The organism is Catenuloplanes atrovinosus (assembly GCF_031458235.1).
Taxonomy (GTDB): Bacteria; Actinomycetota; Actinomycetes; order Mycobacteriales; family Micromonosporaceae; genus Catenuloplanes; species Catenuloplanes atrovinosus.
In genome coordinates, this window is record NZ_JAVDYB010000001.1 from 3,419,333 (window position 1) to 3,444,101 (window position 24,769).

24 protein-coding genes are annotated in these 24,769 nt (G+C 73.0%); 13 read left to right on the forward strand and 11 right to left on the reverse strand.

Going from position 1 to position 24,769, the window contains the following annotated elements; genetic code table 11:
• Positions 1-3: 3 nt before the first annotated feature.
• Positions 4-2,811: an ATP-binding protein gene (locus J2S41_RS15390; RefSeq protein ID WP_310368328.1), complete on the reverse strand. Its 2,808-nt coding sequence runs from the start codon at positions 2,809-2,811 to the stop codon at positions 4-6.
• Positions 2,812-2,923: 112 nt separating this feature from the next.
• A complete protein-coding gene (locus J2S41_RS15395) occupies positions 2,924-5,356 on the reverse strand; it encodes a carbohydrate binding domain-containing protein (protein ID WP_445343923.1) in 2,433 nt (810 codons plus the stop codon).
• Positions 5,357-5,485: 129 nt separating this feature from the next.
• Here J2S41_RS15395 and J2S41_RS15400 point away from each other — a divergent pair, with 129 nt between their 5' ends.
• The 3 genes from J2S41_RS15400 to J2S41_RS15410 all read left to right on the forward strand — a co-directional run bounded on the left by J2S41_RS15400 (position 5,486) and on the right by J2S41_RS15410 (position 8,115).
• Positions 5,486-6,607: a DUF418 domain-containing protein gene (locus tag J2S41_RS15400; RefSeq protein ID WP_310368332.1), complete on the forward strand. Its 1,122-nt coding sequence runs from the start codon at positions 5,486-5,488 to the stop codon at positions 6,605-6,607.
• A gap of 153 nt (positions 6,608-6,760) precedes the next feature.
• Positions 6,761-7,753, forward strand: a complete 993-nt coding sequence (locus J2S41_RS15405; RefSeq protein ID WP_310368333.1) for an NAD-dependent epimerase/dehydratase family protein — start codon at positions 6,761-6,763, stop codon at positions 7,751-7,753.
• Between the two features lie 26 nt (positions 7,754-7,779).
• Entirely contained in the window at positions 7,780-8,115 is a 336-nt protein-coding gene (locus J2S41_RS15410; protein ID WP_310368335.1) for a Clp protease/crotonase-like domain-containing protein, read from the forward strand.
• 410 nt (positions 8,116-8,525) lie between these two features.
• Here the strand turns inward: J2S41_RS15410 and J2S41_RS15415 are convergent, their stop codons facing one another.
• The 3 genes from J2S41_RS15415 to J2S41_RS15425 all read right to left on the reverse strand — a co-directional run bounded on the left by J2S41_RS15415 (position 8,526) and on the right by J2S41_RS15425 (position 11,314).
• Complete coding sequence (locus J2S41_RS15415) at positions 8,526-9,734, reverse strand: hypothetical protein (RefSeq protein ID WP_310368337.1); 1,209 nt, start codon at positions 9,732-9,734, stop codon at positions 8,526-8,528.
• Between the two features lie 327 nt (positions 9,735-10,061).
• Positions 10,062-10,772 (reverse strand): SAM-dependent methyltransferase, encoded by a 711-nt coding sequence (locus tag J2S41_RS15420; RefSeq protein WP_310368339.1) that lies wholly within the window; start codon positions 10,770-10,772, stop codon positions 10,062-10,064.
• 68 nt (positions 10,773-10,840) lie between these two features.
• Positions 10,841-11,314 (reverse strand): hypothetical protein, encoded by a 474-nt coding sequence (locus tag J2S41_RS15425; RefSeq protein WP_310368341.1) that lies wholly within the window; start codon positions 11,312-11,314, stop codon positions 10,841-10,843.
• Between the two features lie 232 nt (positions 11,315-11,546).
• Between J2S41_RS15425 and J2S41_RS15430 the strand changes: the two genes are divergently transcribed.
• Positions 11,547-12,155, forward strand: coding sequence for a TetR/AcrR family transcriptional regulator (locus J2S41_RS15430; RefSeq protein WP_310368342.1), 609 nt, complete (start codon positions 11,547-11,549; stop codon positions 12,153-12,155).
• Positions 12,156-12,259: 104 nt separating this feature from the next.
• On the opposite strand, the gene J2S41_RS15435 is transcribed toward J2S41_RS15430, so the two are convergent.
• Positions 12,260-13,651 carry a M4 family metallopeptidase gene (locus J2S41_RS15435; RefSeq protein ID WP_310368343.1) on the reverse strand — a complete coding sequence of 464 codons (1,392 nt, stop codon included), beginning with the start codon at positions 13,649-13,651 and terminating at the stop codon, positions 12,260-12,262.
• Between the two features lie 189 nt (positions 13,652-13,840).
• Here J2S41_RS15435 and J2S41_RS15440 point away from each other — a divergent pair, with 189 nt between their 5' ends.
• The 4 genes from J2S41_RS15440 to J2S41_RS15455 all read left to right on the forward strand — a co-directional run bounded on the left by J2S41_RS15440 (position 13,841) and on the right by J2S41_RS15455 (position 16,755).
• The gene (locus tag J2S41_RS15440; protein ID WP_310368344.1) at positions 13,841-14,341 is read left to right on the forward strand and encodes a hypothetical protein; all 501 of its coding nucleotides are present in this window, start codon (positions 13,841-13,843) and stop codon (positions 14,339-14,341) included.
• A 94-nt stretch (positions 14,342-14,435) separates the two neighbouring features.
• Positions 14,436-14,840, forward strand: coding sequence for a hypothetical protein (locus J2S41_RS15445; RefSeq protein ID WP_310368346.1), 405 nt, complete (start codon positions 14,436-14,438; stop codon positions 14,838-14,840).
• Between the two features lie 169 nt (positions 14,841-15,009).
• The gene (locus tag J2S41_RS15450; protein ID WP_310368348.1) at positions 15,010-15,876 is read left to right on the forward strand and encodes a LysR family transcriptional regulator; all 867 of its coding nucleotides are present in this window, start codon (positions 15,010-15,012) and stop codon (positions 15,874-15,876) included.
• A gap of 57 nt (positions 15,877-15,933) precedes the next feature.
• Positions 15,934-16,755, forward strand: a complete 822-nt coding sequence (locus J2S41_RS15455; RefSeq protein WP_310368349.1) for an SDR family NAD(P)-dependent oxidoreductase — start codon at positions 15,934-15,936, stop codon at positions 16,753-16,755.
• A 2-nt stretch (positions 16,756-16,757) separates the two neighbouring features.
• Here J2S41_RS15455 and J2S41_RS15460 read toward each other — a convergent pair whose 3' ends face one another.
• Positions 16,758-17,138, reverse strand: coding sequence for a hypothetical protein (locus J2S41_RS15460; RefSeq protein WP_310368350.1), 381 nt, complete (start codon positions 17,136-17,138; stop codon positions 16,758-16,760).
• Between the two features lie 412 nt (positions 17,139-17,550).
• On the reverse strand, positions 17,551-18,066 hold the full coding sequence (locus J2S41_RS15465) for a hypothetical protein (RefSeq protein WP_310368351.1): 516 nt from the start codon (positions 18,064-18,066) through the stop codon (positions 17,551-17,553).
• A 400-nt stretch (positions 18,067-18,466) separates the two neighbouring features.
• Between J2S41_RS15465 and J2S41_RS15470 the strand changes: the two genes are divergently transcribed.
• Positions 18,467-18,922 carry an SRPBCC family protein gene (locus tag J2S41_RS15470; RefSeq protein WP_310368353.1) on the forward strand — a complete coding sequence of 152 codons (456 nt, stop codon included), beginning with the start codon at positions 18,467-18,469 and terminating at the stop codon, positions 18,920-18,922.
• Between the two features lie 8 nt (positions 18,923-18,930).
• Here the strand turns inward: J2S41_RS15470 and J2S41_RS15475 are convergent, their stop codons facing one another.
• Positions 18,931-20,115, reverse strand: coding sequence for an MFS transporter (locus tag J2S41_RS15475; RefSeq protein ID WP_310368354.1), 1,185 nt, complete (start codon positions 20,113-20,115; stop codon positions 18,931-18,933).
• A 39-nt stretch (positions 20,116-20,154) separates the two neighbouring features.
• Between J2S41_RS15475 and J2S41_RS15480 the strand changes: the two genes are divergently transcribed.
• Both J2S41_RS15480 and J2S41_RS15485 read left to right on the forward strand, forming a co-directional pair.
• Positions 20,155-20,721: a TetR/AcrR family transcriptional regulator gene (locus J2S41_RS15480; protein WP_310368356.1), complete on the forward strand. Its 567-nt coding sequence runs from the start codon at positions 20,155-20,157 to the stop codon at positions 20,719-20,721.
• A gap of 52 nt (positions 20,722-20,773) precedes the next feature.
• Positions 20,774-21,601, forward strand: coding sequence for a hypothetical protein (locus tag J2S41_RS15485; RefSeq protein WP_310368358.1), 828 nt, complete (start codon positions 20,774-20,776; stop codon positions 21,599-21,601).
• A 14-nt stretch (positions 21,602-21,615) separates the two neighbouring features.
• Here the strand turns inward: J2S41_RS15485 and J2S41_RS15490 are convergent, their stop codons facing one another.
• Entirely contained in the window at positions 21,616-22,434 is an 819-nt protein-coding gene (locus tag J2S41_RS15490) for an SAM-dependent methyltransferase (RefSeq protein ID WP_310368360.1), read from the reverse strand.
• 117 nt (positions 22,435-22,551) lie between these two features.
• Between J2S41_RS15490 and J2S41_RS15495 the strand changes: the two genes are divergently transcribed.
• Both J2S41_RS15495 and J2S41_RS15500 read left to right on the forward strand, forming a co-directional pair.
• The gene (locus J2S41_RS15495) at positions 22,552-22,992 is read left to right on the forward strand and encodes a TlpA family protein disulfide reductase (RefSeq protein ID WP_310368361.1); all 441 of its coding nucleotides are present in this window, start codon (positions 22,552-22,554) and stop codon (positions 22,990-22,992) included.
• A complete protein-coding gene (locus J2S41_RS15500) occupies positions 22,989-23,399 on the forward strand; it encodes a DUF4395 domain-containing protein (protein WP_310368363.1) in 411 nt (136 codons plus the stop codon). Before J2S41_RS15495 ends, J2S41_RS15500 begins: the two co-directional genes overlap by 4 nt.
• Here the strand turns inward: J2S41_RS15500 and J2S41_RS15505 are convergent.
• Entirely contained in the window at positions 23,374-24,768 is a 1,395-nt protein-coding gene (locus tag J2S41_RS15505; protein WP_310368365.1) for a S28 family serine protease, read from the reverse strand. The two genes, J2S41_RS15500 and J2S41_RS15505, sit on opposite strands and share 26 nt — an antisense overlap.
• Position 24,769 lies beyond the last annotated feature (1 nt).

Genomic DNA, 24,769 nt, shown 5'->3' on the forward strand with positions numbered 1-24,769 from the left:
GGTCTACCGCCGCGACGGGCCGGGCACATCCCCTCGATCCGCGGCGGGCACCCCCTCGGCGACCGCCTCGGCCAGCACCGCGTCCTCGTCCTCGACCGGCTGGATCTCCAGCTTGCCGTGCCGGACCGCACGCATCAGGTTCTCGATGCTCTTGGGCCGGTAGTGCATCGCGGCGGCGATCGCGGCGTGCGTGGCACCGTCCAGGTGGAGGCGGATCGCCCGGCGCTCGTGGGCGCCGAGCCCGTGGCCGGTGTGGCGCCCGACCGGCAGGGACAGCTCGGCCGCGAGCGCGCTTGCCTGCCCATGGTACGCACCGGCGCCGCACTCGCGGAACCCGCGCAGCGCCCGGTCGACGAACCGCTCGGCGGCGCGCCGCCGGCCCAGGGCGGTCAGGCAGCGGGCCGCGACCATCCGCACCCGGCCGGCCTCCAGCGGCAGCCCCACCCGCTCGGCCGCGCGCAGCGCCGCGAAGGCCAGGTCACGCGCGGTCGCCGGGTCGCCGGCCGCGAGCGCGATCTGCGCCGCCACCCGGTCCGCGGCCATCCGCGCGGACGCGCGGCCCAGGTGGTCGTAGCGGCTGCGGAACGCGGTCAGCTCGGCCGTGGCCTCGTCCAGGCGGCCGAGGCGGCTGAGCGCGTCCGCGCGCAGCGGCCCGAACAGGTGGGTGCCCGGCTCGCCGACGTCCAGCACCGCGGCCAGGTCGTCGGCCGCGGTCAGCAGCGCGCCCGGGTCGTCGCGAGCCTGGGCGAGCGCGGCCAGCCCGCCGGCGAAGTAGGCGCGCCCGATCCGGGTGACGGCGGTGTTGCCGGCCGAGCGGACCAGTTCCTCCGCGGTCTCCCAGTCGCCGCGGGCCGCATGCGGGTACGCCCCCAACGCCCGGACCAGCGCGAAGTCCCAGAACCGGGCGTTGGCCTCGGCGTCGTCCGCGGCCCAGCGCGCCAGGTGCACGGCCGCGTCCAGGTCACCGCGGCGGAACTCGGTCTCGGCGAGGTAGGCCAGCGCCTGGCCGATCCGCAGCGACTCGCCGCGGGTGGCGCGCCGCACCGCCTCGGTCAGGTCGTCCCGGGCGGCGTCCAGTTCGTCCGCCCAGAGGTGGATCATGCCGCGGGCGACCAGCGCGTCCAGCCCGGACGCGCGGACCAGCGCGGTGGAGCTGGTCAGCGCGGCCAGCGCCGCCGCGCCGTCGCCGACCATGGCCAGGCCGACGCTGCGGGCGAACCAGGCGAACGTGAGCACGGACGGGTCCCGGGGCCCGAGCGCCAGCGCGCGGTCGGCGTAGCTGACCGTGTCCTCGTGGCGCAGCTCCACGATGCCGACGATCGCGATCTGGCCACAGATGCGGGCCTCGAGGTCGACGGGCGCGGCGTCGCCGCCGGCGTCCGGGCCGGCGGGCGCGCCCGCGCTCGCGTCGAGGTCGTCCAGCGCGGCCCGGAAGCCGGCCTGGGCCGCGGGCAGATCGCCGCCGATCAGCAGCAGGTAGCTGCGCACGTACGACCGCCACGGGCTGGGCGGCAGGTCGTCGAGCGCGTCCAGGTAGCGCGCGGCGGTGGCGATGTCGCCGGAGACGAGCAGCAGCTCCACCGCCTCGAGCAGCCGGGCCGCGCGGTGCGGGCTGTCGCGCGGGGTCAACTCCAGCGCCTGGGCCAGGAACCGCGCGGCGCGCTGTGGGCGTCCGGCGCGCTGCTCCGTGCGGGCCACCCGGGCGACCGCCTCGGCGAGGTGCTCGTCCGGGCGGTCGCTGGCCGCGACCCGGTGCCAGACGGTGTCCCGGTCGCCGAGCTTGGCGGCGGCGCGGTGCAGCGCGCCGCGCCGGTCGGCGGGCAGGCGCGCGTACGCGGCGTCGCGGACCAGCGTGGTGACGAACCGCAGCCGCCGGCCGGCGCTGCCGGGCTCCTCGTCGAGCAGCCCGGCCTCGACCCCGGCAGCCAGCGCGACCCGCACGTCGGCGCCGTGCAGCTCGCGCACGTCCGCGACGCTGAACCGCCGGCCCAGCACGGCGGCCGCCATGATCACGTCCTGCACCTCGGCCGGCAGGTCGGCGAGCCCGGCCGCGACCGCGCGGGCCACGTCCGGCGGCGCGTCCAGCGGCCCGATCGCGGCGGTGAGCGTGCCCGGGTCGTACCGGTCGAGCAGGTGCACCGCGTGCACCGGGTGCCCGCCGGTGATCTCGTGCAGCCGGACCGCGGCGGCGGTCGGCAGTTGCCGCTTGCGCGCGTGCGCGACGTGCATCAGGTCGTCCACGGTCAGCCCGCCGAGCGTGATCTCGTCCACCCGGGCCGGGTCGGCGTCGTCCACCCACTGCTGGGCCCGGTCCGGGTCGGCGTCCTGGCCGGCCAGCCGCCAGGTGGGGTCGATGCCGTCCTGGTAGGCGAGCACGATCAGCAGCGGGTGACCGGTGGCCCGGCCGGACGCGTGGCGCAGCGCGGCCAGCGAGGGCGCGTCGGCCCGGTGCGCGTCGTCGACGAACACGATCAGGCCGCCGGCCCGCTCGATCAGCCCGGCCAGCGTGGAGGCGACCAGGAACGGGTCGGCCGTCTCGGCCAGCGGCACCGGCTCGCCGGCCAGCTCGCGCAGGATCGCGGTGAGCACGGCCCACGGCGAGACGAAACCGGCCCGGTCCGCGCTGACCCGGATGGCGCGCGGCGCACCGTCCATCGTGGTCAGCACGTGCCGGACCAGCGCGGTCTTGCCGATGCCCGCGGGCCCGTGCACGGCGGCCAGCCGGGGCCCGCCGTCGCGTGCGGCACGCCACGCCCGGTGCAGCATCCCGGCCTCGGCCGCCCGGCCGACGAACTCGAATCGCTGGCTCATCAGGGCCGGACATTAGCAACGCGGCCGTACCGTCGATGCGCGGTTTTGTCCGTCTTCGACGCTGAGGCCGAAAGCGGCCCCCTCCCCGGTGCGGGAGGGGGCCGCCGGGCGATCAGTTGGCGGTGAAGGAGTAGAGGTCGCCGCCGTCGAGGTGGAAGCGGAGCCGGACCGCGCCGGCCGGCAGCGTGCTGCCGCCGGTCCAGGCCGCGCGCACGCCGGGTGCCCGCGCGTCGGTCGTCACCGGGACGGAGTCGGCCGGTCCGTACCCCTGGACGGGGTTGCCGTTGGCGTCGAGCACCTCCACGCGCAGCGAGTCACCGGCCGCGGCGGGCCGGTAGTTGACGGTGAGCGCCTTGCCGGCCGCGGTCAGCGGGCGCGTGGTGACCACGCCGGTGCCGTCCGCGTGGAACGAGGCGAACCGGTCGGTGGGCCAGGAGACCATGCCGACGTTGGCCGGACCGTAGTTCGTCGTGCACTGACCGGCGTTCTTGGCCGCGTCGTCGCACATGTGCTCGCCCGCGAACGCGCCGTAGTACAGGCGCGTCTGCGAGGTGCCGTCCGGCAGCGTGACCGTGACGAGCCCGCTGCTGGACAGCGCGAACCCGTAGTCCCAGGTGCCCGGCGCGCCCGGCTGGACGAGATTGCCGCGGCCGGGCCGGCTCCAGTTGACCAGGTCGCGGGAGGCGGCCACGCCGAGGTGGCTGCGGCCCTTGTCCGTGCCGGGGTTGCCGAACGGGTTCGGGCTGTAGACGATGTCGAAGATCCACGGGACGCCGAGGTACTGGTCGCCGTAGCGGATCGCCGGCATGCCGTAGATCTCGCTCCACGCGGTGGTGCCGAGCCGGCCCGCGCCGGCCGGGATCAGCGCGTCGTCGAGCAGGTCGGCCGCGAAGGACGGCCGCGGCGTGGTCCACGTCTTGAAGTCCACGCTGGTGGACACCCAGGTGGTACGCGGGCCGAACGGCGAGGTCAGCTGGTTCTTGATCATCGCGACGAACCGCTGGGTGGCCGGGTCCCAGGTGGCCGTGGCCACGTCGAAGCCGGGAATCCCGCGGGCGCCGGGGATGGCGGTCCAGGTGATGCCGTCGTTCGACTGCTTGCCGATGTACTGGGTGTTCTCGGCGGCCATCATGAAGAACTTCGGCACCGAGCTGCCCGGGGCCCAGGCCGGGTTGCGCACGACGCCCTGCGGGCCGCCGGAGAACACGGCCGAGGTGCGGCCGTCCCGGCTCCAGGTGATGCCGTCATTGCTGATCGCCCGGCCGGTGCCGGTGCTGGTCTGGTACCACATCGTGTACGCGGGCTCGCCGGGGAACGCGGCGGGCAGCACGGTGCCGCCCATCCGCGGATTCGCGTCCCAGGTGCCCGCGCCGGTGCCGGTCAGCACCCGGCCGTCCGTACCGGCCTTGGTGCCGGGGTGGACGACGCGCTCCACGCCGGAGTAGGACTCGACGCGCTGGTCGCCGACGAACAGCACGGTCGCGCCGGTCGCCAGCGCCGCGCTGTCCGCCACGTCCGCGCTGGAGCGCAGCTCCACGTCGTCCCACCGGGTCTGCCCGACGCCGGCCAGGTCGCCGTAGAGCCGGACGCTGGTCGTGGTGGCGCCGGCCGGCGCGGTCCGGCCCACCGTGACCTTCTGCCAGCCGGCGCCGGCCGGCACGACCGTGTCCAGCGAGTCGATCCGGTTGCCGTTCGCGTCGCGGAACTCCACGTAGATCCGCGCGCCGTCGCCGCTGAGCCGGTGCGCCCAGGCGGACGCCGTGATCGTCTCGCCGGCGTTGACCGGGACCGCGTCGCTGAGCACGGAGACGGCCTCGTTCGCGGACGTGTCGTTGATCAGCACGTAGCCGGTGCCGCCGTGTGCGACCGTGCCGCGCAGCAACTGGACCGGGCAGGCCGTGCCGGTGCAGTTCTGCTCGGTCGAGGTCCACTGGGTCGGGACCTCGGTGTTGCGCCGCTCCTCGAAGCCCGCGTTCGGCACCTTGCGCAGCGGCGGCGGCAGCGCGGTGAGCCCCGCGTCGTCCCAGTGGGTGGTGCCGTTGTCGGCCCAGGTGGAGTAGGCGAGCACGGTCGCGGTGACCGCGTCCTCCGGCACCGTGCCGACCGCGGTCAGCCGCTGCCACGCGGTGCTGGAGGCGGCCTCCATCGAGCTGACCGGCGTGGTGCGCGAGCCGTCCGCGCGCCAGAACTCCAGATAGAGTGTTCCGCCGGCCCCCGCGGCCGACTGCTGCACCCAGATGGAGGCGGTCAGTTCCTCGCCCGGCAGCACGGCCAGGTGCGCGCTGCGCACGCTGACGCCGCTGCCGGTCGAGGTGTCGGTGATGCGGACCGCGCCGTTGCCGCCGTGCACCGGGGAGGTGACGACCGCGGTCGCGCCCGCGTTGTCGGTGGACCAGGAGGACAGCCCGGACTCGAAGCCCGGGTTCGCGAGGAGGCGCGGTGACGGTGACACCGCCGCCGTCGCCTGCGTCTCCGTCACCGCGACGAAGGCGCCGATCAGTAGCGCGGCAGTGACCGCGCGTGTAAGTGATCTCACGGTCGTCATTCATAGCAGGGGCTGGATGCGAGTTGATCGTCCCGATCGGACGTTCAACTTCTGTTCACCGACTAAAGTCGGCGGCCGGTCGACTCCCGGCCGCTGCGGATGGTCCCCCGGCCCTCGTACGGTCGGCGTATGCACGGGCCGACCCTGGTGACGGACCGGGCGCTGGGCCCGGACCTGGCGCGCGGCTTCATGCTGCTGTTCATCGCGCTGGCCAACTCGCATTACTTCCTGCGCGGGTCCTCCGTGCTCGGCGGCTACCCGCAGGAGGGCACGGCCGTGGACTCGGCCGTGATCTGGCTGCTGTCCACGTTCGTGGACGGGCGCGCGTTCCCGCTGTTCGGCCTGCTGTTCGGGTACGGCGTGGCACGCATCGCCGACCGGCAGCGGTGGCGCGGCCCGCGCGGCGTGCGGTGGCTGCTGTGGCGTCGCGCCGCGGTGCTGATCGCGGTCGGCCTGGTCGACGCGATGCTGTTCTACGTCGGGGACATCCTGGCCATGTACGGCGTACTGCTGATCGCCGGCGCCTGGCTGGTCCACCGGCGCGACCGCTGGCTGCTGGTGGTCGCGGTGGCGCTCACCGCGCTGAACGCGATCCCGAGCGCCGATCTGTCCACGGTCAGCGCCGCCGGGCCGGACCCGTCCATGCTGCCGCCGGACCCGGTCGCGATGGTGATCCACCGGCTGCCGGTGGCGCTGGTGATCGCACTGGTCGGCCCGCTCGGGTTCGCGGCCCCGTTCGCGGTCGGGCTGTGGGCCGGCCGGCGCCGGATTCTGGAGCGGCCGCCGCGCTGGCTCACCACCGTCGCCGCCGGCGGCATCGGGGCCGCGGTGCTGGGCGCGCAGCCGATCGCGCTGGCACTGGCCGGGGCGGTCGCGCCGCCCGGCCGGGCGGTGTTCGAGGCGCTGGGCGCGCTGCACGCCACGACCGGCCTGCTCGGCGGCTTCGGGTACGCGGCCGCGGCCGCGCTCCTGGCGTCCCGGCTCGCCCGCCGGCCCGGCCGGGTGACCACCGCGATCGCCGCGACCGGGCAGCGCTCGATGAGCTGCTACCTGCTGCAGTCGGTGACGTGGGCGGTGGTGTTCACCCCGTTCCTGCTCGACCTGTCCGGCGCCCTCTCCGTCACCACCACGGCGCTGCTGGCGACGGCCACGTGGGCGGCCACGGTGGTGCTCGCCGACCGCATGCGGCGGGCCGGGCAGCGGGGCCCGTTCGAGACGCTGGTCCGGCGGGTCACGTACGGCACGTGGTGATCCCGCCGTCGTCTGCCGCCGCACACCTCGCCGACCGCGACGCGCACCCACGAGCTGACATAGTCATCCGAAACTGTTGACGCTGTCATCTCGTAGGCCTACGCTGCTGAGGTGACAGCGTCATCTTAATGGCGCACAGCTGCGGGAGGAACCATGAACATCTTTCTGACGGGCGGCTCCGGATTCGCCGGAGGTGCCATCCTTCGGCGGATGGTGGCCGGCGGTCACACCGTCCACGCGCTCGCCAGATCCGAGCGCGCCGCCGCGGCGGTCAGCGCCGCCGGAGGGGTACCGGTGCGCGGCGACCTGTCGGATCTGGGCGAGCCCGGCAGCCGGCCGGCCTGGCTCGGCGCTCTCGACCGGATCGACGCCGTGGTGCACGCGGCGGCCTTCATGGAGTTCTGGGGCCCGGATCAGCGGTTCGTCGACCGCAACCTGCTGCCGGCCCGCGCCCTGTACCAGGCGGCCGTCACCGCGGGCGTCGAGCGCTTCGTGCTGGTCTCCGCGGCCAGCGTCTCCACCGGCGACAACCACGCGAGCGTGGTGGACGAGAACACCGACCCGGGCCGGCCGAACATCGCGTACAGCCGGGTCAAGCTCCGCACCGAGCGGGAACTGCTCGCCATGCCGCACGGCAGGACGGCACTGGTGATCATCCGGCCGCCGTTCATCTGGGGGCAGGGCATGACGCACACCCTCCAGGGCTTCATCGACGCGGTCCGGGGCGGCCGGTTCTCCTGGATCGACGGCGGGCGGCATCTGGTCGACTTCGTGCACGTCGACAACCTCGCCCACGCCGCCACCCTGGCGCTGACCAACGGGGAGCACGGCCTGATCTGCTACGTCACCGACGACAGCCCGCGCCCGGTCCGGGACTTCCTCACCCCGCTGCTGGCCACCCGCGACGTCGACGTGAGCAAGGCCAACAGCGTCCCGCGCGCGATCGCGTCGCCGCTGGCCACGGTGATGGAGACGGTCGCCAAGGTGCGTCGCAGCGCGACCGCGCCGCCGCTGACCCAGTGGATGATCTCGTTCGTCGGCCGCGATCGCGTCTACGACATCACCCGGGCGCGCACCCGGCTCGGATACCAGCCCGAAGTCACCGTCGAGGAAGGACTCCGCCGGATGGCGGGGGCCCGCAAGTGACCGTCTCCGCCCGAGAGGACAGCGTCATGAAGCGATTCACGGTCGAGAACGTCACGGCGAGCATCAGGCGGGTGACGTTCGCCAATCCGCCGGTCAACCTCGTCGACGCGGCCACCCTGTCCGAGCTGTCGCGGATCGTCGACTCGCTGAGCCACGACGAGGAGGTCACGGTCGTCGTCTTCGGCAGTGCGGTGCCGGGGTACTTCATGAACCACGCCGACGGCGACGACTTCCCCGCGTTGCTGGCCATGACCGGCGACACCGGCAGCCCGATCTTCCTTGACCTCACCACCCGGCTGGCCACCGCGCCGCTCGTCAGCATCGGCGCGATCCGCGTTCGACCTGCGGTACGCCGGGCGTGAGGACGCCACCTTCGGCCAGCCCGAGGCGGCCGTCGGCCTGATCGCCGGTGGCGGCGCCGGCGAGCGCCTGCCGCGGCTGCTCGCAGGGTGGGCCGGGCGCCGGCGGCGAGGAACCCGTCGGGCAGGGCGATCGGTACGACCGCGCGGCCCGGCCGGCTCGCCGCCGGCCACGTCGACGTCGCCGTCCGGCACGTGCCGCGGCTTCGGCCGCGTGCTCTCGACGTCCCCGGTCTCCGCCGAGCGCGGCGGCGGAGTCTTCGGTGGAGTCGACCGTCGACGACGCCGCGGACCCGATCGCATACCTGCGCGGCGGGGTCCGGCTACATCACCGGCGCGACGTACGGCGTCAACGGCGGTGCGCAGATCCACTGACGATCGAGTTCGTGCTCGTCAGCGGTGCCGGCTCGTGGTCACCGGGCACGCGCCCGATCGATCTGCGAGGCGGTCCGGCCGCTCCCGGAGGGTCGCCACCGCAGGCCGTCGGCGAGCAGACTCGCCACGAAGCCCGCGGCGGCGGCCGCGACCACTCCGGCCAGCAACGCGAGCCACGGGTCCGGCGCCGCCCGGACCTCGAGGACCGGGACCGAGAACAGCAGAGCCCGCACGCCCACCTCGGCCGACGCTCGCGACAGCACCGCCAGGACGCCCAGGACCGCGCCGGTCACCGGCCCGAACCAGGCCGCGAAGACCACCGCCCGGCGAACCGGACCCCCCGCACGGACGGTCACCGAGGCGACGACCACCCCGGCCGCCACCAGGATGACGCCGGCCACCACGACGAGCATCCCGCCCGCGGGCAGTGCCACGCCACCGTCCAGCACACAGGACAGCGCACCATCAACGTGCACCGGCCACGGCACCCCCAGGCCCAGCAGCACCGCACCCCCGACGGCCACCGGCGACGCCAGCACGACACCTCCGGCCGCCGCCGGCCCGGCGACGATCCACACACCGAGAACACCCAGGACCGCGAGCACAGACGCGGACCAGCCGAGGGTACGCAGCCCGGCCGCGCTCGCCGGGAACCGCGCGACCAGCAGGCACACCGCCACCACCGCCAGCGCACCGCCGGCCGCGCCCAGCACCGCCGGACCGGCCGCCACCGCGACCACGCCGTCCAGCGACGACAGCGACCCGCCACCGCCGAACGGCAGCCCCGTACCGGGGAACGGCAGGCCGGCGCCGGACGACGCACAGCGAGGCGCCGCACCACCCCCGGTGAGCGCATCACCGACCGGCGCGGTCACCGGCCCGCGCGCCGCCCAGGCCGCCACGCCCACACCACCGGCGACGACCGCGACCGCCGACGCGCCGCGGAGCAGAAGCCGCTCGCGACCGCGCCATAGCAGCAGCACTCCCAGCACCACCGCACCGACCAGCGAAATCCCCAGCGGTATCACTTCGACCCGGGCCTGCACCGCGATCGGCAGGCCGCCCGGCGCGGCACCGACCTCGGCCGGCCCGCCGGCCGCCATGGCGACGAGAGCCGCCGTGAGCCGATCCACCCGCCCGAACCGGCCGGCGTCCAACAGCAGCAGCCCGCCCACTGCCGTGCCCGCCATGGCCAGCAGCGCGACCCCCGCCGCGGCCGCACCCTCGTAGACGTCGCGCACCGCCATCAGACGTCACGACCCCGATACGCCGCCCGGCCGCCGTACACCGGCGTCAACGGCGCCGGAAGCCCGGTGCGCACGGTGGCCGAACCCCGGTCCGGGTCCCCCACGCCGCCAGGCCCGGTCCCCCCGCCGCCCCGCACCGTGCACGCCGCCATCGCCCGGCAGCCGTACCGCTCGGACAGCCCACTTACCTCGATCATTGCCATGGCGACATGCTGACCGCCCGCGCTGACCGGTTCCGCGGCACTTCTGGGAAGGTTCTGAGACATCCACCGATCCGGCCGGGCGGCGGGACCGGCCGGACCGGCGATGAACGTCCTGGATCCGGCCTCAGGACGGCGTCAGGATCAGCCATCCGAAGCCGACAACGCCGCGGTAGCCGCTGAGGTACTCGTCGCGCCGCTGATCGGCGAACGACCGGGCGGCCGGAGTGCCGAGCCGCTCGATGCCCGCGCGCCAGTCAGACTCGAAGTCGTCCCATTCGGCCACCGTCGACTCGGCGATGTGCAGTGGCCGGAACCCGGCGTCCACCGCCGCCCGCGCCAGGGACGGCAGGTCCGGTAGCTCACCGAACACCTCGCGGACGCGCCCGTCCGGAGCGGTGCGGTAGAAGCCGTCGGCGAACAGTGCCTTCCCGCCGGGCGCGGTGAGACGGCGCAACGCGGCCAGTGCCTGGCCGGCATCGCCCCAGATGTGCCCGGCACCCACGTTGAGGACGAGCTCGGCGGGCCGGCGCCAACCGGCTGCGTCGTCGCTGTGGAAGGTGACCCGCGTAGACAGTCCTCGTTCCGCCGCACGCTGCCGAGCCCGTTCCCCCTCGGCGACATCGCGCTCGACCCCGTCACCAGCGATACCGAACGTCTCACACAGCCGCATCAGCAGTCGGCCGTTGCCGCACCCCAGGTCCAGCGCGCGCCATCCCGCCCCGGCCGGCTCCAGCCGCCGGACCACATCGGCCGCCCGGTGCTCGCTCAGGGGCGCGTTGTAATCGATGCCGGCCGCCGCGGCGGCCAGATACACCTTCAGTTCTTCCTCGGTCACCGGCACACGGTACTGCGGCACGAACTCGCGCTCGGCCGCGTTCGCAGACTCCGTGGCGGGAACTGTTCTCAGCGAAGGCTGATCGCCGCATAGATGCAAGCAAGGCCGAACGACATCGCCGCAAATAGGTACATTATCGACACAAGAACAGAAGGTGCCTCCGCCTTGCCGCGTTTCCGCAGAATCTCCGCGGTAACCGCTAGCGACGGAACCTCAAGCCGCTCCGCCAGGCGGGCTTCGAGCTCGACGGTAGGGCCGATCGCGGCGTCCATGAACACCTTGTAGGCGCGGTCCGCGTACCAGAAGGCGCAACCGATCAACATGCCGGAGGCGCCGACAGCTACCGCGACAACGGTCAGGCCACCGCCAACGGCGGTTATATAGCCAGCCGTCACGAACGCCGCGATGACCAGATAGTAGTTGACCAGTTGCAGGCGCTGCGACCGCCGGGTTTCCACCAATGACCACAGGTGACTCAACGCCGCCAGGAAAATCTGATCATCATTGTTGGGCGGCCGCGGATCGGGTGCGCCCATCGACATGACCCACCTCCGATCTCGATGACGGAGTCGCACCCACTATCCCAACACGACGTCCCGTGACGCCATACCGCAAGCACCGCGAGCGCCGAGTCCGATCCACCAGGACGCGCGCACCGGCATGGCGCAGAAGAGCGATCACCGAGTTCGTGCCGAGCCGTAAAGGCGACACATCGTGGTGGCGTGCACGTTCTATCGTGCAGGGAAGCGAACGTCGAGCGAACTGGTGGCCGTCATGGGTGCGGAAGAGCTCCGCCAGAGGATCGTGCTGGCGACGATCCCCCTGCTCGACGACTACGAAACGCTGACCATGGCGCGGATCGCCGAGGCCGCGGGAATCGATGAGGCCGAACTCCTGACGATCTTTCCCGATAAGGACGCGGTCGTCCAGGCGTGGAGTTCCATGCTGATGGCGCAGCTGAGCGCGGCGAGCAACCCCACCGAGGACGTAGGCAAGCTGAACGCGATCCGGATGGATCAGCCGATCGGGCCGCGCCTTGTCGAGGTGGTCACCATCCTCGGCGCCTACTACGATCGCATCCGCGCCGAGCTCGAATCCGTCGAGCGGGTCGGCTTCCCACGCCACGGCACGGCCACTGAGGCGGGCACCGCACCACTGAGCCGGAACGATTTCCGGGTCCTCGGCAGCCTGCCCGAGTTTCAGCAGGCGGTCGCGAGACTGCTGAAACCGGACGAGCAACGCCTACGCGTTCCCGTCGAGGTCCTCGCGGAGATATTCCTCAGCATGTCGCGATTCTGCACCCGGGCGCCGAACGAGGTACGTCCGCTGCCGGCCGAACAGGTCGTCCACCTCTTCCTGCACGGCGCCCTGATCAGCGACTGACGGCTACGACGGGACGCCGCGGACGTGCTCTGGCAGCGGCACGACTGGCAGCACGTCGATCCCCTCGGTACGCCGTCCGGGACGGGCCCGGACGGCGTACCGGTTCAGGCGACGATCCAGCTCAGCGTGTGGGTGCGGGTGTTGCCGTCCGGGTCGGTGGCGGTCAGGGTGACGGGGTACTCGCCGGCCACGGTGGGCGTGCCGGAGATCCGGGTGGTGCCGGGGTCGAGGCGGGTGCCCGGCGGCAGGCCGGTGGCGGTCAGCGTGACCGGTCGCCGCTGCGGGTGCGTGACCTGGACGTAGTGGTAGGTCGAGGCGCCGGCGGCATCGTGCCAGGCCCCGATGAAACGGATCTTCGGGCCGGTCGGCGCGGGCGGGACCGGACGGGTGCCGTCGACCCCGACCGCGGTCCACGCGGCGGCCACGGTGGACACCTCCACGCTCGACGGGCCGTAGAGGTCGGTGGCGGCCCGCAGCGTCGCGGCCCGGGCGCCGGCATAGTCGGTGTTCGAGACCATGTACTCGGTCACCGCGCGGAACCAGATCCGCCCGGCGCGCTCGTTGCCCAGCCCGGTGACCGCGGGCGCCCCACCACAGGTCGGGCTGTCACCCCAGGCAGACCGTCCACTACCGACGGACAGCTGGTAGAAGAACTTGATCGCGGGCGCCCCGATCCGGTGGTTGGACGGCTCGTCCACCAAACTCGGATCCCAGCAGCCCTTCCCGGCGCCGTTACGGGTGGGGTCGTCCATGTACCGCAACGGCCCGCCCGGCGTGCTCTCCCCGATCATGTAGTCGGGTGCGTCCGCCGGATTACCGGCCGCGAACTCGACCAGCGTGCCCAGGATGTCACTGTTCGCCTCGTTGAGCCCACCGGACTCACCGAAGTTGTCGAAACCGGCGGTCACCCCGGAGACGCCGTGCCCGATCTCGTGCGCCACGACATCGATGGCGTTCATCGACCGGCTACCGGCCGGCGGCGGGCTCAGCAGCACACACCGGCAGTCGGCCTCGTAGGACGCCACACCGTCCGGCTCGCCGACGTTGGTGAGAACCAGCGGGCCCACCCCGTCACCGGCGATCCCGAACCGCCCGTGCACGGCCCGCAGATAGTCCCAGGTCACCTCGGCGGCATAGTAGGCGTCGACGTTCGCCGTGGCCCGGTCGTCGGCGACACCGGTACCCCACCGGTTGTCGGCGTCGGTGGGACGGACTCCGCTGTACGGGCCCTGGAAGAAGCCGCCGCCGAGGTCGCGTACCTCCAGGCCGCCGCGGCCGCGGTCGACCAGCGCGTACCCGCCGGCCCGATCCCGCTCGGTGACGATCGTGACCGTACCGCTGTGGAACCCGTGCGCGATACCGGCGGCGCCGGGCGCGGCGTTCGCCGCCGGAGGACCGGAGACGGCGACCGCACCGAGGACGCCCGTCACGGCCACCAGCCGCACGAGCCGCCCTCCGGCACGGCGCCGCCGCACTGTGGTCGAGGTGTCTGTCATGGCGGCGACCGTACGACCGTCCACATAAGGCGAAGATAAGCGGCCACGGTACGGCGAGAGTGCTCCGTACCATCGGCGCCACCGGCCGAAGGCTGAGCAACCGCTGAGGGCCGCTCAGCCTGCGCACGGGTACGCGCATCGACGATGGTGACGTTCGGTTCACGCATCATCGTCACGGGGGTTGATCCAATGCGGAAGAAGATCCTGACGGCCGCGGTCGCGCTCGCCGCCACGACCGGCCTGCTGGGCGCGGCGGCGCCGGCCACGGCGGACCGCAAGCCGGATGAGCCGAGCTTGACCGGCTCCGCGCAGTTGTTCCGGCTGGACGGGCAGGACGTGCGGTTCACGTTCGACGTGCGCGGGTTCGCCATGGACGCGCAGGGCACGTTCCGGTTCACGCACCGGCACGGCGAGCAGTACGGCTGGGCGGACCTCAAGGCGGACTGCCTGATCACCGGCGGGCCGGTCGCGACCGTCACCGGCATCGTCACGGCCACGAACGTGCCGGGGCTGATGGGGCAGCGCAAGGGCGTGTCGGTGTACGACCACGGTCGCCACGACCGGCTCGGTTACAGCTGGCCGATCTCGCACGACATCCACGTCGAGCAGTGCCTGAGCATGGCGCCGTTCGAGACCGTACGCACCGGCGACTTCCGGGTCGAGCACTGGTTCCCGCCGCTGCCGCGGTAGGGCACCGAATGGTGACACCTTCCGCACCGACTCCGTTCGACTTTTGCTTTGGTCGATCTTCGAGTGGCTTGGGTGAAGCGATTCTGAAGCTGATGTGAAATTCCTGACTGCTACGTTTCCTGCCACCGCCAACGTGCCATTCGTGATGGGAGAAGACATGTCACCGCAACGTAATCGCCGTCGCTCGGTGCTGCTGTCGGCCGCGGCGGTCGCCTGCGCGGCCGCGACGATCACCGTGGCGAGCGCGACCCCGGCGTCCGCCGCCACCGGCGTGCTCATACTCAGGCACTCGGACCCGGCCGGCAACATCACTTACCTCGCCAACCCCGCCCCGGGGTGCTACTCCGTACGCGACGGCTACAACGTCGCCGACAACCGGCTCAACACCTACGTCCTCGCGTATCGGAGCACCTTCTGTAACGGCTCGGCGATCCGGATCGAGCCCGGCACCGCGCCGTCTCTGTGGCAGACCGCCTACAGCGTCCAGGTGCCCAGCTGAGGCCCGGCGTGGCGCCGTACCGGTCGGGGAACGACGTACGGCGCCACGATCGGATAGGCGCACCGGCCGCGGACAGGTGAAGGAAAACCGGCCGATGTCGACGATCCCGGACGGCCGGGATGGTCCGCGGCGGTGCGGACCATCAGCCGGGGTCTGGCATTCTTGGGGCGTGGCCGACCTGGAACTGCGACACCTCAGGTACCTCGTCGCCGTGGCGGAGACCGGGAGCATCACCCGCGCGGCGCGGCGGCTGCTGCTGACCCAGCCGGCGCTGTCGCGTGCGCTGCGGTCGCTGGAGCGGGCGGCCGGGGTGCCGCTGCTCGTGCGTGGGTCGCACGCCACCGAGCTCACGGCGGCCGGAGCGGTGCTCTTGGCGGACGCGTACGACCTGCTGGAACGCTCCAGGATCGCGCTGGAACGGGCGCGGGAGACGGAGACGCTGACCGTGACCGCGCCCGCCTGTGACGTCATCGCCGTGGCGGCGGCCAGCCGGGACTTCGAGGCGGCGAATCCGGGAGTCCAGATCGACGTGGTGCCGCGTGACTGGCTGGCCCCGGAGGAGCTGCGGGCGGGCACGGCGGACGTGTCGATCCTGCGTGACTCGTTCGATCGGCACGGCCTCGCGGTCGAGTCGATCATGACGGAGCCGCGCATGGTGGTGCTGGGCGCGGACCATCCGCTCGGCGAACGGGAGCGTCTGACCCTCGCTGACCTGCGGGACGAGACGTTCACCTACTGGGCGGGCATGTCCGGTGCGGAGGCGGCGCATTGGACCGGCGCCGACGTGGACGGGCAGCCACGCCGGCAGAGCCTGCGCATCCGGTCGGTGACCGACGTGCTCGCCGCGGTCGCGCTCGGGCGGGCGGTCGTGTACGCCCACGGCTCGACACTTCCGGAGAAACTGCCGGGCATGTCCGTACGGCCGGTCGAGGGCCTGTCCGGGAGCCGCCTGGAGGTGGGGACGCCGTCGCGTGCCACCGGGGCCGCACGGTTGTTCGTGGAGCACATTCTGCGGTGGCCTGCCTGGCGGGCATGACCCGCTCTGCCCGATCGGCATTACCGCCGGTTCCACGCCGCTGGTTGGATCAGGCAAATGCAAGATCAATCAACTGTCGTCATCACCGGCGCCAGCTCGGGCATCGGGCTCGCCGTGGCGGAACTCGTCGCGGCGCGGGGCGCCCACGTCGTGCTGGTCGGCCGGACCGAGCAGCGTCTCGCGCCGGCCGTCGACCGGGTCCGGGAGGCCGGACACGGCCGGACACCGGGACGGTTCCTCGCCGACTTCGAGCGGCTCGCGGACGTCCGCGCGCTGGCCGACCAGTTGCGGGACCGATACCCGACGATCGACGTGCTGATCAACAACGCGGGCGGGCGGATACGGTCATATCGCCGCACCGTGGACGGGAACGAGGCGACGGTCCAGGTCAACCACCTGGCGCACTTCCTGCTCAGCGGCCTGCTGCGAGACCGGCTGCGCGGTGGCCGGATCATCAACACCGCCGTGCGGCCGGCACCCAACGTCCGGATCGCCCCGGAGGACCTGAACGGCGCGCCCGAGCGGTACCGCGGCGTGCCCGCCTACCAGATGACCAAGGCGGCCAACATCCTCTTCGCCATGGAGGCGGCCCGCCGCTGGCCGGACATTCTCAGCGTCAGCTTCCATCCCGGCCTGGTACGCACGAACATCGGCGACGGAACGGCGCTACGGTACTTCTTCCGGTACGCACCGTTCCTGATCAGCCCGGAGCGGTCCGCCGCCGACATGGCCCCGCTGATCACCGCCCCGGCGGACGAACTGCGCAACGGCGGCTTCTACGCCGGCGGCAAGCTGCCCCGGCTCAACCGCCGGATCTTCAACCCCGACATCGCCGCACGACTCTGGAGCACCTCGGAGGCCTTGGTGGCGAAGGGTTGACGTCAACGATCGGGTGAGGTGGCCACGGATGGACTCAGGCCCGGGTCCGGGGATTCGGCATCGCCGGCGTCGGAGTCGTTTCTCCTCGTGTCCCGTGCGTACCGCTCCAGCGCTGCCGCCATCTCCTCCTCGGTCATCGGCCGGCTCGGTTCCGTCCCTCGACCTCCCATGACGATGTTCCCCGGTCCCGTCTGGCCGGGGAACATGCGCTCGATGTCCTCCAGGGTCAACGGGGTGCCGGACGCGCTCGGTGCAGGGCTTGCCCCGGCCGTTGCGGGAACAGCGGACACCGTCGCATCCGGCGCCGCGGCGGGCTCGTGGTCCGCCGGAGCCGTGCAGGCGGTCATCGCCACGCCCAACACGGCGGACACCAGCATCACCATGTGTCGCCCCGCCATCGTCAATCCTCTCGGCCGCCCGATTCACTGCGCGGAACGGTACGCGGCGACGAGGGGTACGCACCGTCGGCTTGCGAGCCGGGTTATTGGCTCCATATGGCCGCCCACCGCGCCCGAAAGGCCGCAAGACAATGCCCGTCCCAGGGCAGGAACATCCGGAAGATTCCTCAGGTGTGACCGGCGTGATGCGGGAACGAGCCAAGCGTCAAGCCTTTATCGAGGCACCCGCGAGGATTGCCGAACGTCGACCGCCGGCCCGTCCGGACGCCATGGGTGACCGCTGTCGGCCAGCGGGGCAGCATGCCGGCCGGCCGTGAGCGCGTCACAGGAGCCCGGCGTCGCCGCCGGGGATGGCGGATCCGGCCGGGGGCGGCCGGCCGGATCGCGGTGGGCGGAATCAGTGGAGGTAGCCCTCGACGCGGACGTAGGTGTAGCCGGCGGCGTACGCGGAATCGATGCCCACCTGCGTGGCGGTGGTGAAATTGTCGCCCCGGGCCTCGTTCCAGAACAGGTACAGCGGGCGTCCGCCGGACGTACCCACGTAGCCCTCGACCCGCACGTAGGTGTAGCCGGCGGCGTACGCGGAATCGATGCCCACCTGGGTCGAGGTGGTGAAGTTGTCGCCGCGGGCGGCGCTCCAGAACAGGTACAGCGGCCGGGTGCCGGAGACCTGCGTGGTGTGGAGGTAGCCCTCGTTACGGACGAAGCTGTACCCGGCCGCCGTTGCGGCGGAGTCGCCGGCCGCGGTGCCCGAGCTGAAGTTGTCCTCGCGGGCGCCGCTCCACCAGGTGGTGAGCGGGGTGCTCGCGGGCACCGCGGCCCGGTCCGGTCCCGGGCCGGCGACGGCCGGCCCGGCGAGGGCGAACGTACCCGCGAGCGCCGCCACGATCGTGGCGAGAATTGCCTTCCGCATCCGCTTCTCCCATCGGAGTGTCCCCCATTCCCGTGAATGAGGTCGTCTCCAGTAGAGCGGTCCGGGCGGCACGAAATCCAGATAGCTGTCAATGTCGCGCCATTGTGTATCAACGGCGCTGTTCGTATCTCGCGTTCAATTCAGAGCATTTCGCGTCCCGATCAGCATCCTACGCCATAAGAATGCCTCACCCGATTCGAATGCAGCGTTTCCGACACATATCCCGCGGCGCGCGGACTACGGCGGCCGGAACCTCCGCGGCGGCTCTCCAGGAACAGCTGCGGTACCGATCCACGGACGGCCGGTTCCTGGTGTACTCCCTGTCGCGCGTCGGGCGAGACCATCTCTTCGCCTCCGTTCCACTCTGCCGCGGCACGAGTGAGTTCCATATGCTGGCCGGATGTATTCGACGACGGTCTCCCGGCACATCGCGGCGCCCCGAGACGTGATCTACCGGGCGTTGCTGGACGCGGACGCGATCGCAACGTGGCGGACGCCGGACGGCATGACCGGGCACGTGCACGAGTTCGAGGCGCGGGAGGGCGGCCGGTTCCGCGTCTCGCTCAGCTATGTGGACGAGGCCGGGGCCGGCAAGTCGGGTGCGCACACCGACACCTATCGGGGCCGGTTCGTCACGCTGGTGGCGGGTGAGCGGGTGGTCGAGGAGCTGGCGTTCGAGTCGGACGATCCGGCGCTGGGCGGGGTGATGACGATGACCACCACGCTGGCCGACTCCGGCGGCGGCACCGAGGTGACGATCGTCCACGAGGGCGTGCCCGACGTCGTCCCGCCGGCCGACAACGAGGTCGGCACGCGCATGGCGCTCGACAACCTGGCCCGCTTCGTCGGGGCCTGACCGGCAGCTCAGCTCACGGTGACCGGCCGCGGGACACGGCGGCGCCGCAGGACACCGGCGAGCAGGATGACGAGGACGCCGGCGGCGGGGACGATCAGCAGGCCGGTGCGCAGGCTGGTGGCGTCCGCGACGGCGCCGACCAGCGGCGGGGAGACCAGGGGGCCGAGGCGCATCAGCCAGGAGACCACGGTCAGGCCGGTGCCGGGCGCCAGGCCGGGCAGTTCGTCGGCCTCGTGCATCGCGGCGGGCACCAGTGTGGCGACGCCGAAGCCGGCGGCGGCGAAGCCGAGGACGGTGCCGGGGATCGACGGCATGGCGAGTGCCAGGCCCATGCCGGCCGCGACGATCAGGCCGCCGGCGCGGGCGACCGTGCGCTGGCCGAAGCGGTCGACCAGCCGGTCGCCGATGAGCCGGCCGGCGAACTGGGCGCCGACCAGCGCGATGTAGCCCCAGGCGGCGACCTCGGCGGCGGCGTGCAGCGAGCCGGAGAGGTAGACGGCGGCCCACGAGGTGCCGGCGTCCTCGACGAGCGTGCCGCCGACCGCGATCAGGGTGAGTGCGGCGATCAGCAGCCAAACCCGTGCCGGGACGCGGGGACGTCCGTACCCGTGCGGGGTGGTGGTCTCCGGTGTCTCCGGGCCGGGCAGCCGGAAGCGCCACGCGACCAGCGCGACGATCACCAGCAGCGCGCCGGAGACGCCCAGGTGCACGCCGAGGGAGAGGCCGAGCGCGATCGCGCCGGCGGCCATGGCGCCGCCGGTGACCGCGCCGATCGACCAGATCGCGTGGAACGAGTTGATGATCGAGCGGCCGTATCGGCGCTGCACGCGCAGGCCGTGCGCGTTCTGCGCGACGTCGGTGATCGCGTCCATGGCGCCGGCCAGGAACAGCATGGCGGCGAAGACGGCGACCGCGGGGGCCAGGCCGGCGAGCAGCACGCCGGCCGCGGTCAGCACCGTGCCGGCGGCGGCCACGGTGGCGGAGCCGAACCGGCGCACCAGCACGCCGGCGGCGAGGCCGGCGACGATCGCGCCGGTCGGGAACGCGGCGACGGACAGGCCGTAGAGCGCGTTGCTCAGCCCGAGGCCGGCCTTGATCTCGGGGTAGCGCGGGACCAGGTTCGCGAACAGCGCGCCGTTGGTGAAGAACAGCGCGCCGACGGCCAGCCGCGCCCGCCGGACAGGATCAGTCATGCGTACGATCGTACACATGGCTCGTGTACGATCGTACGCATGACGCAGGATGTGCCGAAGGCCACGCGACGCCACGACCCCGAGCGCCGGGACCGGATCATCGACGCGTGCTTGGACGTCATCGCGGAGTCCGGCGTGGCCGGCGCCTCGCACCGCCGGATCGCGGCCGCGGCCGGCGTGCCGCTCGGCTCGATGACCTACCACTTCACCGGCATGGACCAGTTGCTCCGGGAGGCGTTCGACCGGTTCACCAGCGGGTTCGCCGCGCAGTTCGAGCGCCGGATGGCCGCGGCGGCGGACCTCGACGCCGCCCGGCGCGCGGTGGCGGACCTGATCCTGGTCGACCTGTACGCCAGCCGGCGCGAGCTGGTGATCACGCACGAGCTGTACACGCTGGCGGCGCGCGAGCCGGCCTACCGGACGCTGACCAACGAGTGGATGCGGCGCAGCCGGGCCGCGCTGGAGCGGCACTTCGACCCGGTCACCACGCGGCTGCTGGACGCGCTGATCGAGGGCCTGACCATCCACCGCGCGCTGGACACCGAGCCGGCCGACCCGGCCGACGTCACGGACGCGATCGATCGGATCACCCGCGCGCGGCGCTGAGAAAGCCCATTCTCCGGCGTCGCGCCCGGCCGCGCTCATATTCTCGTGGGCGATGACGGTTCCCGATCCGGCGTTCATGGTCGCCTACTGCGAGCAGACGCTGCCCGGCATGCTGACCGACGTGTGCGAGGTGCCCGAGGAGTTCGCCCGCCGGATCGGCGCCGACGTGCTGCGCCGGGCGGAGGCGCTGGCCAGCCTGCCGGTCCGGGAGCAGGACGTGCTGATCGCGCCGTTCGTCGAGGAGGCGTACCACCAGGAGCCGATCGACGCGCCGTTGGACCTCAAGGCCAAGGTCACGGTCACGGTACGTAACGGCCTGCTGGACGAGGCGGTCCGCGGCGGCGCGCCGACCTACGGCGTGGCGGCCGTGCTCCGGTACGCGGCCGCGCCGCTGTCACACCTGCTGGGCGCGCGGCTGCGCGAGCCGGTCGGGGTCGCCGGCACGCACCCGTTCATGGGTCTGGCCGGGCGTTTCCCGCGCGCGTGGGCCTGCCTGGAGGCGCTGACCGACGGCTTCGCCGAGGGCGGGCGGCGCGAGCTGCGGCTGCCGGCCGCGCCGGTGCCCGCGCTGCCGCCGATCCCGGACCAGGCCCTGCTCGCGCGGCTGCGCCGGGCCGCCGCCGGCGAGGCGGTGCTGCACGTGCCGGCGCTCAGCGGCTGCGCCCGGGACAGCCGCCGGCTGCACGGCATCCTGGAGTACCTGCTGGCGCACCACGCCACGGTGCTGACCACGAACTACCTGATCCGGCCCACCGACGTGTGGGTGCGGCGCGGCGACCTGGTCAGCCCGGACGGGGCGGACCCGTACCTGGGCGTGCGGGACACCCGCGGGCTGACCGGCGCGCACCGCTCGCTCGCGGAGTCGGTCGGCGCGCGCTGAGCCCGTACCGCCGATCAGGGTTTGCGGCCGACCGCGGTCCACACGTTGATGTCGGAGCGCTCCGGGATGACCGCGCCCGGGTCCGGGCGCCACTCCGAGGCCGGGACCACGCCCGGCTCGATCAGCTCCAGACCGTCGAAGAGCGCGGCGAACTCCTCACGCGGACGGGTCCACACGTCGGACTTGCCCTGCTCGACCAGCTGCCGGTAGAGCGCCTGCTGCTCGGGCGTGCCGAAGTCGGAGGTGGCGTGCGTGGCGACCAGGTAACTGCCGGACGGCAGCGCGTCGAGCAGGCGGCCCACGATCGGCTTGGCCGCGCCGTCGCCGTGGATGAAGTGCAGCACCGCGATCAGCATCAGCCCGACCGGCCGGCTCAGGTCCAGCGTGTCGGCCAGGATCGGATCGCCCAGGATCGCGTCCGGGTCGTTGAGGTCGGCCTCGATGTACGCGGTGCGCCCCTCCGGGCTGCTGTTGAGCAGCGCCCGCGCGTGCACCATGACCAGCGGGTCGTTGTCGACGTAGACGATCCGGCTCTCCGGCGCGTGCCGCTGCGCGACCTCGTGCGTGTTGTCGGCGGTCGGCAGCCCGGTGCCGATGTCCAGGAACTGCCGGATGCCGGCCTCGGCCGCGAGGAACCGGGTGGCGCGCTGCAGCATCGCCCGGTTCGCGATCGCGCCGTCGCGCACCTTCGGGAACAGGCGCTCCAGCTCGTCACCGGAGGCACGGTCGGCGGCGAAGTGGTCCTTGCCACCCAGCCAGTAGTTGTAGCGGCGGGCGGGGTGCGCCACGGACGGATCTATGCCGGGGGCGGCGGCTGCGCTGGTGTCGTCCACACCGAGCACGATAGCGCCACCGGCGGCCCGCCACGACGAGGGTCTACAAGCGACGGGTGACGACCGCAACCCGATCTTGCTATAGGCATCTCCTACCGCGCGTGTCAGGATTACCCCGTGTACGAAGGAGCGGCGCTCGCCGGTGCCGTACTGCTCGCCGCGACCGCCGCCGGCCTCTGGTGGCGCGCCCGCGACGGCCGGCTCACACCGGAGGAGCCCGTGGACGACCACCGTCTCGATCCCGCGCTGCGCGACGCACTCGGCGTGCTGCCGGGCGAGGTCACGCTGTTGCAGTTCTCGACCGCGTTCTGCGCACCGTGCCGGGCCACCCGCGCGGTGCTGGCCGGGGTCGGGCGGGACACCGACGGCGTCCGGCACGTCGAGGTCGACGCGGAGAGCCACCTCGACGCGGTCCGCGCGCTGAAGATATGGGCGACGCCGACCACGCTGATCATCGACGCGCAGTCACGGATCGTCGGCCGGGCCGGCGGCGTGCCGACCCGGCCTCAGGTGCTCGCGGCCGTCGCCGCGCTGATCCCCCGGAAAGAAGAACAGTGAACGGCATAGACCCGCGCGGCCCGCGCTTCGGCGCCGCGCTCACCTCCGTCGTCCTGGTCGTCGTGCTGGTCACCGGCTCGGGCTGGCTGGCGCTGGCCCAGGCGGTGGTCTTCGCGATCACCGCGCTGGACCTGCGCCTGGGCCCGTACGCCCTGCTCTACCGCGCGCTGGTGGCGCCGCGGCTCGGCCCGCCCGCGGAGCTGGAGGCACCGGAGCCGCCGCGCTTCGCCCAGCTGGTGGGCATGGTGTTCACCGTCGCGGCCACGATCGGCTACCTGGCCGGTGCGCCCGTGGCCGGCGCGGTGTTCGCCGGGGCCGCGCTGTTCGCCGCGTTCCTCAACGCCGCGTTCGGCTTCTGTCTCGGCTGCCGGATGTACCTGGTCATCCGGCGGCTGGCGCCCCGCTGACCCCGCGCCGCGGCAGCATGTCGTCGAACGGCAGCGGCGCGACCCGCGCGGCGTCGGCGGCCGGCGCGCTCACGCCGGCCCAGCGGCGCAGCGTGGCGGTCGCGGCCGCGGCGTCCTCCGGGGTGAGGCGGGAGATGTTGGCGCCGTGGTTCGCGCCCGGCGCCACGTACGCGTACGAGTCGTGGCGGCTGGGCGTGAACGGCTCCGCGCCCCACGGGTCGTTCTGGCCGTAGACGAACAGCATGCGCGGCGCGGCCGTGCGCACCCACCGGTCGACGTCGATCATCGGCAGCGGGTTGTGCGGCGCGCGCAGCTCCCGGGGCAGCGTGGAGACCGCGCTGTACAGCCCCGGGTAGTCGCGCAGGCCGCGCAGGTGGTCGAAGCGCAGGCTCGGCCAGCCCAGCTGCGTGGCGGCCTGGTAGTAGTACGGCCAGTAGTACTCCAGCGCCTGGTCCGTGTAGAACGACCAGCCCGCGACCTCGTCGATCCAGGCGTAGAGCTCCTCGTCGGTGGCGGTCGCCGGCGGCACGGCCGGGCAGTCCGCGACCGACCGGTACTGCCAGAACGCCCACACCGCGTCGAGCACGGTCATCTCGAACGAGCGGTCCGCGGTGCCGAGCGTGCGGGTGAACGTCCAGCCGTTCGCCGCGGCCTGCTCCTCCAGCCGGGGCACCAGCCGGTCGCGCCGCTTCAGCGCCTCCCGCTGCAGGTCGTCGAGCGCGCCGCGGCAGGCCGCGTCGGCGACCGTGCCGAAGAACCGGTCGTACGCGCCGTCGAGGTCGTTGAGCACGTCGTTCGGCGCGACGTAGGCGACCACGCCGTCCACGTCGTGCGGGTAGAACCGGCGGTGGTAGACCGAGGTCATGCCGCCCTTGCTGGCGCCGGTCTGGATCCACTTCCCCGAGTAGATCGTCTTGAGCGCCCGCACGATCCGGTGCTCGTCCGTGGCCTCCTGCCAGATGGTCAGGTCGCGCCAGTCGGCCGGCGCGGGCCGCGACGGCGTGAAGAACCGGTGCTCGACCGACACCTGGTTGGCGTCGAGCAGCCGGGTCGGCTCGGTGCGCGACGCGGTCGGCGTGGCCGGCAGCCCGTAACCGCTGGTGGCGAGCACGACCGGCGCGTCGGCCGACCGGTGCAGCAGCGTCAGCCGCTGCTCGTAGGTGCCGCGCCCGGGGTGCCGGTGGTCGGCCGGCTGCCGGTAGGTGAGCACGAAGAACCGGTATCCGGCGGGCGCGCTCTCCGACACGATGGTCAGGCCGGGGATCGCGGACAGCCGGTCGACGAGATCGTCGGCGGCCGCGGCGGCCGGGACGGCGGGGGTCAGCAGGGCCAGCACGAGGACGAGGATGGTCAGCACACGACTGCGCATT